The following is a 7,567-nucleotide window of genomic DNA, read 5'->3' on the forward strand; positions in this document are numbered from 1 at the left end:
CTACAAAGACTGCTGAGGTTCTTGATGCGATCAAAGCTACAGGTTACAAGTATTCTACACGTGCAGCCATGACTGTTGCCATTGCCGATATGACCGTTCCGCCTCAGAAACCGGAAATGATCCAGAAGGCACAGGATACTGTTGACCTTATTACCAAGAACTACAAACGTGGTCTTATCACAGAGGAAGAGCGTTACAAAGAAGTTGTTGAGACATGGAAAGCAACTGATGATAAACTGACAGAGGCACTGCTGACAGGTCTTGATAAATACAATAACATCTTCATGATGGCAGATTCCGGAGCCCGTGGATCTGACAAGCAGATCAAACAGCTTGCAGGTATGCGTGGACTTATGGCTGATACAACAGGTCGTACGATCGAGTTGCCTATCAAGTCAAACTTCCGTGAAGGTCTTGACGTACTGGAATATTTCATGTCTGCGCATGGAGCTCGAAAAGGTATGTCCGATACCGCTCTTCGTACAGCCGATTCCGGTTACCTGACAAGACGACTGGTTGATGTATCACAGGATCTGATCATCCGTGAGATGGACTGCTGCGAAGGCAAAGAAATTCCGGGTATGTATGTAAAAGCATTTACAGACGGCAAGGAAGAGATCGAAAGCCTGCAGGAGCGTATCACAGGAAGATTCTCCTGCGAGACCATTAAGAATAAAGACGGCGAAATCCTTGTAAAAGCAAACCATATGATCACTCCGAAACGTGCAGCACGTATCATGAGTGAAGGTGTGGACGCAAACGGCAAACCATTTGAACAGATCAAGATCCGTACGATCCTGAACTGTAAATCACATGTTGGTGTTTGTGCGAAATGTTACGGTTCCAACATGGCAACCGGTGAGCCGGTACAGGTTGGTGAATCCGTAGGTATCATCGCAGCACAGTCTATCGGTGAGCCGGGTACACAGCTGACCATGCGTACCTTCCATAACGGTGGTGTTGCCGGCGGCGATATCACACAGGGTCTTCCTCGTGTCGAGGAGCTTTTCGAGGCACGTAAGCCTAAGGGACTTGCTATCATAACTGAGATTTCCGGTGTGGCAACCCTCAAAGATACCAAGAAAAAACGTGAGATTATTGTGACAAACAGTGAGACAGGTGAGTCCAAGACTTATCTGATCCCTTACGGATCACGTATCAAAGTACAGGATGGAGTTTATCTGGATGCTGGTGATGAACTGACAGAAGGTAGTGTAAATCCACATGACATTCTGCGAATCAAGGGCGTAAACGCTGTTCAGGATTACATGCTGCGTGAAGTACAGCGTGTATACCGTCTGCAGGGTGTAGAGATCAACGATAAACATATCGAAGTAATCGTTCGTCAGATGATGAAGAAGATCCGTATCGAGGATAACGGAGACACGGAACTTCTGCCGGGAACCATGGTAGACATCCTTGATTTCGAGGATATCAATGAAGAGATGATCGCTCAGGGCAAAGAGCCTGCAGAAGGAAAACAGGTAATGCTTGGTATTACAAAAGCATCCTTGGCAACCAACTCCTTCCTGTCAGCAGCATCCTTCCAGGAAACTACAAAAGTTCTGACAGAAGCAGCTATCAAAGGTAAAGTTGATCCGCTGATCGGTCTGAAAGAGAACGTTATCATCGGTAAACTGATCCCGGCCGGAACCGGTATGAAACGTTACCGCAACGTAAAACTGGATACCGGTGAGGATGAATATGAAATGGAAGATGACGATCTGATGCTGGATGAAACAGAAATGTCGGAAGAGCAGACAGAGATCACTTCGAAAGAAACAGCAGCAGATGCAGAAACTGCCGCAGCAGAGAATGCAGATGAGAATGTTGCAGACGATTTCGATGAAGTCGATTTGACAGCGGAAGATTCGGATTCTACCGAAGAATAAAGAGAATAACAAAACCCGTACAGGGTGTGGATTTTTTAAGAAAGTTCTTTTTTCGCCACATAGCTATCGAAAGGTAGTTATGTGGCGTTTTTTTGTTGCCATGTTGAGAAAAATACAGCATGCTGGTATTTGGCGATTGCTAATCAGCTGATAAAGTCTGTAAAGCACGTTGTATTATTAGATGGAGGAAATATATGGATCAAAGTTTTATGAAAGAGCGAAAAATACTGCCGCTGGTGTTATCCATGTCGCTGCCGATGGTCATCTCCATGGCAGTGAATGCACTGTATAACATCGTAGACAGCTATTTTGTTGCAAAATTAAGTGAAGAAGCGATGACGGCACTGGCACTTGTATATCCGATACAGAATCTGATTACAGCCATCGGTGTTGGTATTGGAATCGGGATCAATGCCGGGATCGCTTATTATCTGGGAGCAAAAAAACAGACCACAGCAAATCAGATAGCAACGCAGGGCATTGCCTTAAGTGTTTTGCATGGAATATTGCTGACAGTCCTGTGTACAGCAGGTCTGTGGAAGTTTTTGAAAGGATTTTCCGCTGATTTGGAAGTCAACCTGATGGCAATCACATACGGAAATCGTGTGCTGCTCTTCTCCGTTGTGATCACACTGGGGATAACCTTTGAAAAAATCTTTCAGTCGGTGGGTAAAATGAAAGTTTCCATGTTCAGCATGATCTGTGGGTGTCTGATCAACATTCTGCTCGATCCGCTGATGATCTTTGGAATCGGCCCATTTCCGGCTATGGGGATTGCCGGTGCCGCCTATGCGACCGGAATCGGACAGACGGCGACACTGCTGATCTATCTCATCTTTTATTTTGCAGACCCGATCCCGGTCAAGATCCAGTTAAAATATTTAAAACCGGAGAAACAGGTAATTTCCCGTATTTATGCTGTCGGCATTCCGGCGACTTTAAATATGGCACTTCCGTCTCTGCTGATTTCATCTTTAAATGGTATCCTGTCAGGATTCTCGGAGAAATATGTGCTGGTGCTTGGCGTATATTATAAACTTCAGACCTTTATTTATCTGAGTGCAAACGGAATCATCCAGGGCATCCGTCCGCTGATCGGCTACAATTATGGAGCGGGAGAGAAAAAACGGGTAGAAAAAATATTCCGGACGGCACTGGGACTGGTGCTTGGCGTGATGGCAGCCGGAATGCTGATATCCTGGCTCATCCCGGGAAAATTGATCGGGCTGTTCACCGTGAACGAAGAGACCATCCGGATCGGAATCACTGCACTTCATATCATCAGCTTTGGCTTTATCGTGTCCGGCGTGTCTGTGACCTGCTCCGGAGCACTGGAAGGACTCGGAAAGGGTACACCATCTTTTTGTATTGCGTTGCTGCGATATGTCATTGTCATTATTCCGGCAGCATTTCTGTTTGGAAAAATACTGGGAGCAAACGGCGTATGGCTGGCATTTCCGGTGGCAGAGGCATTGACAGCGGTGTTTGCAATCATACTATATCAGAGGTGAGATGATTCTCAACTGTAGGCGGCGGGCAACAAGATTTATTTCCTCTTCTGTTTCATGCATTATTTTCTGTAAATGATCACAAAACGGAACAAAATTTCTCGAATTTTTGATTTGACCATCTGGCGATTTTTTGATAGGATATGTAATATAGCATTGTATTATATTACAAATGATTAGGAGGATAAAGTATGGCTTTTTACAGTTTATCAGAAGCGGAACAGCACATTATGGACTACATGTGGGCACATGCAGATCAGGAGGAGATTCATCTGAATGAAATCATGGAGTACATGGAGACAAAAGGATATGTATGGAAACAGCAGACGGCCTATAGTTTTGTGATACGTCTGAAGAATAAGAAAATCCTGTCTTCTACCAAAAGAGGTAAACGTCGCTATTATTCTGTGAACATGTCAAGAAAAGAATTTATAGCAAAAGGTGTTCAGGAATACCTGAATCTTGCCTATGATGGTTCTCTGCTGGTGTTTTTACGTTCTCTTGAGGGCGATCATGGTCTCAGTGAAGAGCACAAACAGGAATTACAGCAATTTGTGAAAGAACAGCAGGAGAAGGAAGAAGAGAGACAGAAGCAGGAAGAAAGCAGCGAAAAAACAGAGTAACAGGGAACAGAATAATAAGCAAAAAACGAAAAATGATAAAATAAAAAATGCAAGTATTTTTGTCGGATGACGAAAGTACATGCATTTTTTTGTTTAGTTGGTAGTGTAAAATAGTTTGTGTTTTTGGTAAAAAACAACTCCTTTTTGGTAAGAATTCAGATATGACAATTCTTATCGAAAAGGAGTATTTTTTATGGCAGTTGCAAAGGAACAAATTCGACAGATCATCTCAGAAAACAACATTAATAGCGTTGCAGATATATACACGCTTCTGAAAGACAGTTTCAAGGATATCCTGCAGGAGCTGATGGAGGCAGAACTGGATGCAACTCTTGGCTACGAGAAAAACCATAAGGGAGATCTACAGACAGACAATAAAAGAAATGGTCATTCTACAAAAAACTTAAAGAGTCAATACGGTGAATTTCAAATCGACGTACCAAGAGACCGTAACGGTGAGTTTGAACCAAAACTCATCCCTAAATACCAGAGAGATATTTCCGGGATTGAGGAAAAAGTGATCTCTTTATATGCCCGTGGTATGAGTACACGTGACATCCACGACCAGCTCCAGGATCTTTATGGAATTGAGCTGTCAGCTGAAATGGTCAGCAAGATCACAGACAAGATACTTCCTCAGGTTAAGGAATGGCAGTCCCGTCCTCTGAACCCGGTTTATCCGTTTGTCTTTATGGACTGTATTCATTATAAAGTACGTGAGGATGGCAGAATCCTGAGTCGTGCTGCGTATGTAGTTCTTGGCGTTACAGTGGAGGGATACAAAGATATCCTCAGCATCACAGTAGGCGCAAATGAAACCAGCAAGTTCTGGCTTGGGATGCTTAATGATCTTAAGAACCGCGGAGTAAAAGATGTCCTTTTCTTCTGCGTGGATGGTCTTCCGGGTTTTAAAGAAGCTATTCAGGCAGTTTATCCGCAGGCAGAGATCCAGAGATGTGTGATCCATATGCTACGCAATTCTTTCAAATATGTAAATTATAATGATCTGAAAAAGTTTTCCTCGGATTTCAAAGAAGTGTACAATGCTCCGAACGAAACAGCCGCTTTAACAGAGCTGGAGAACATGAAAGAAAAATGGGGGAAGAAATATCCGTACGCGATCAGTAACTGGGAAAATAATTGGGAAGATGTAAGTTCCTTTTTCCAGTTTTCTAATGATATCAGACGCATTATGTACACGACAAATATCATAGAAGGATTGAACCGCCAGTATCGGAAAGTCACGAAAACGAAAAGCGTATTCCCAAGCGATTCTGCATTGGAAAAGATGCTGTATCTTGCCAGCGAGAACGTAGTCAAAAAGTGGACGCAGAGATACCGGAACTGGGATCAGGTATTGAATCAGCTGATAGTCCTTTACGGAGAACGGCTCACTGCTTATCTGTAAGAGAAAAGAAAAGCAGGAATGGGGAAGCTCTTTTAAGCCCCTCATTCCTGCTCTCTGTCTATTCCTTCGGCATTTATATTATTGCCAGAAATTTCCGATCCTATTCCAGAGGTCGGGTGTGGGCAGAGCCCACAAAAGGCAATAATCATGATGCCTTACTTGTCATGCAAAAAAATCGAAAATGATGTATATAATTTTCCTACATGGCAATACTGTAAGTACAAAGATATATTCGACAGCCGCATAATCATTAATTCGACAGCAAAATTTTACATATCTATTTCTTATCAGAAAGATTTACTTTCCATAGACACAAGAATTTTTACACCCTCGTTTAGTTTTAATCGAAACTCAATTTCCGATTTTATCTCAGTCGAGAAGAGTCTCACTTCTGCAAGTGGTGAGCAACAAACCTTTACAGATCAAAGAACCAGTCTTTTTCATGTTTCTTTTTTCTTCGGTGCTGTACCGGAGAAGTCTGTCTTGGATCTTCCGCAGGTTCGTCTGGAACGGTACTTTCCGGATTCTCATATGGAGCCTGTTCTTTTTCTGGTGAATAAGATGGCTGTCGGGAAACATTTTCGGAACGGTCAAATCCCCAGTCATGATCATATGGATCATTTGTTTCCTGATAATTTCGCTCGGCATATTCCGGTTTGGCATTGAAGTCGATTTCCTGTTCTGGAGACCAGAAAGGATCGTTTGGATTAGTAGCCTTTTTGTCGGAAGTACGTGATGTATGCTCCGGATGAAGTCCGGCTTCTACTTCTTCCCTTGACCAGGTTCTGGTACTCTGCTGTGACTGCGACTCCCTGACGGGCTGCTCATAGTAATCGCGGTTACTACGGTCAGGAGTCTGTGATTCGCAGTAATTCTGCTCGCAGTTGTCATATCCGTAACCGGTTTCCGGATTTTTGCCGCTCTGTTCATAATAATCACGATGTCCATGATTATCATAATCATAATTCGGATTGCCGCTGCGGTTATCATAGCCATAATTCGGATTGCTGCTGCGACCGTCATAACCATAATTCGGATTACCGCCGCGGTTGTCATAGCCATAATTTGGATTATTGCTGCGGTTGTCATAACCATATCCAGATCCTGGATTCTGGTAATAGCGGTCATCCGGCTGTGGTGGCTGGTAATTGCCGTATTTATCATAGTAAGTTGTTTTTGACTTACCGCCAAAGAGCTTTTTCTTTGGCTTTTTCTGTTTTACTTTGACTTTTTCTTTAAAGACCGTCTTCCGTCCGGTCCAGCCGATGATGCGGACGACGATGATCCCAAAAAACACGCCGACACTGTCGATACAGACATCTCTTGACGAAGGACTTCGTCCGGCGATAAACGATTGGTGGAATTCATCTCCGCAGGCGAACCCGACGCAGATCAGTCCCGCCAGAAACATCAGAAGGATGCCGTGCAGTCCATATACATATAATGGAAAGGATACTGCGATAGCAAGAGCGAAATATTCGGTCATATGTGCCAGCTTGCGGGTGATAAAATCGATTTTATTAGCCCACTCATCGATTTGATCGTAACTGAGATTGGCGTTAAAAACATAGTCAGCTGTTTCGATGATCTTCACACTTGCCTGGTAGCTGAGCTGACCGGACATATCTCCGTCCTGAGCGGAGAAGGAGAAGATAATATACATCATAATGAGGGCAGGTACGAAAGAAAGTGGTTTCAATATTGTCCTCAACATAGCGATTCACCTCCATAATTATAAATAGCGAAAATGCCAGCATAAAGAGCATGCTGGTAAGCTAATTGCTTACGCGATATAATATCACTTTTAAAAGAAAAAGTCCAGCAAAGCCAGCCAGGTTTTCATGGATTTTAAGTGTATAATACAGTAAAATAGAAGCAGTGAAAACAAACAGAAGTTGTGGAATGCAACGTTTGTAATGGAAAATGGAGATGATGTATATGGGTGAAAAAATTTTGATCGTGGATGATGAAGAGTCGATGCCAGATCTTATCTGCAACTACTCTGAGAAAGATACAGAACATCAGGATATTCTCTTTGAAATAAGGCTACCGCAATCCCACTGGCTTTAGACGGTGGGTTGAGGTAGCCAAAAATCAGAAATTATAGTATATTCATGGCATGGGAACCTGGAAATC

At 43.2% G+C, this 7,567-nt stretch carries 5 protein-coding genes and 1 pseudogene; 5 read left to right on the plus strand and 1 reads right to left on the minus strand.

Annotated elements, in window-relative coordinates; genetic code table 11:
• The 4 genes and pseudogenes from ACLTL4_RS10555 to ACLTL4_RS10570 all read left to right on the plus strand — a co-directional run.
• Window positions 1–1,892: pseudogene (locus ACLTL4_RS10555) on the plus strand (DNA-directed RNA polymerase subunit beta'); the annotation flags it as partial.
• Window positions 1,893–2,086: 194 nt separating this feature from the next.
• A complete protein-coding gene (locus ACLTL4_RS10560) occupies window positions 2,087–3,403 on the plus strand; it encodes an MATE family efflux transporter (RefSeq protein WP_412291519.1) in 1,317 nt (438 codons plus the stop codon).
• Between the two features lie 188 nt (window positions 3,404–3,591).
• Window positions 3,592–4,023 carry a BlaI/MecI/CopY family transcriptional regulator gene (locus tag ACLTL4_RS10565; RefSeq protein ID WP_147632108.1) on the plus strand — a complete coding sequence of 144 codons (432 nt, stop codon included), beginning with the start codon at window positions 3,592–3,594 and terminating at the stop codon, window positions 4,021–4,023.
• 193 nt (window positions 4,024–4,216) lie between these two features.
• Window positions 4,217–5,431: an IS256 family transposase gene (locus tag ACLTL4_RS10570; RefSeq protein WP_118639713.1), complete on the plus strand. Its 1,215-nt coding sequence runs from the start codon at window positions 4,217–4,219 to the stop codon at window positions 5,429–5,431.
• Between the two features lie 415 nt (window positions 5,432–5,846).
• Here ACLTL4_RS10570 and ACLTL4_RS10575 read toward each other — a convergent pair whose 3' ends face one another.
• Window positions 5,847–7,145, minus strand: coding sequence for a VanZ family protein (locus ACLTL4_RS10575; RefSeq protein WP_412291518.1), 1,299 nt, complete (start codon window positions 7,143–7,145; stop codon window positions 5,847–5,849).
• A gap of 224 nt (window positions 7,146–7,369) precedes the next feature.
• Here ACLTL4_RS10575 and ACLTL4_RS10580 point away from each other — a divergent pair, with 224 nt between their 5' ends.
• A complete protein-coding gene (locus ACLTL4_RS10580) occupies window positions 7,370–7,501 on the plus strand; it encodes a hypothetical protein (RefSeq protein ID WP_412291517.1) in 132 nt (43 codons plus the stop codon).
• Window positions 7,502–7,567 lie beyond the last annotated feature (66 nt).

It is taken from the genome of Hominisplanchenecus sp. (genome assembly GCF_046967715.1).
Taxonomy (GTDB): domain Bacteria; phylum Bacillota; class Clostridia; order Lachnospirales; family Lachnospiraceae; genus Hominisplanchenecus; species Hominisplanchenecus faecis.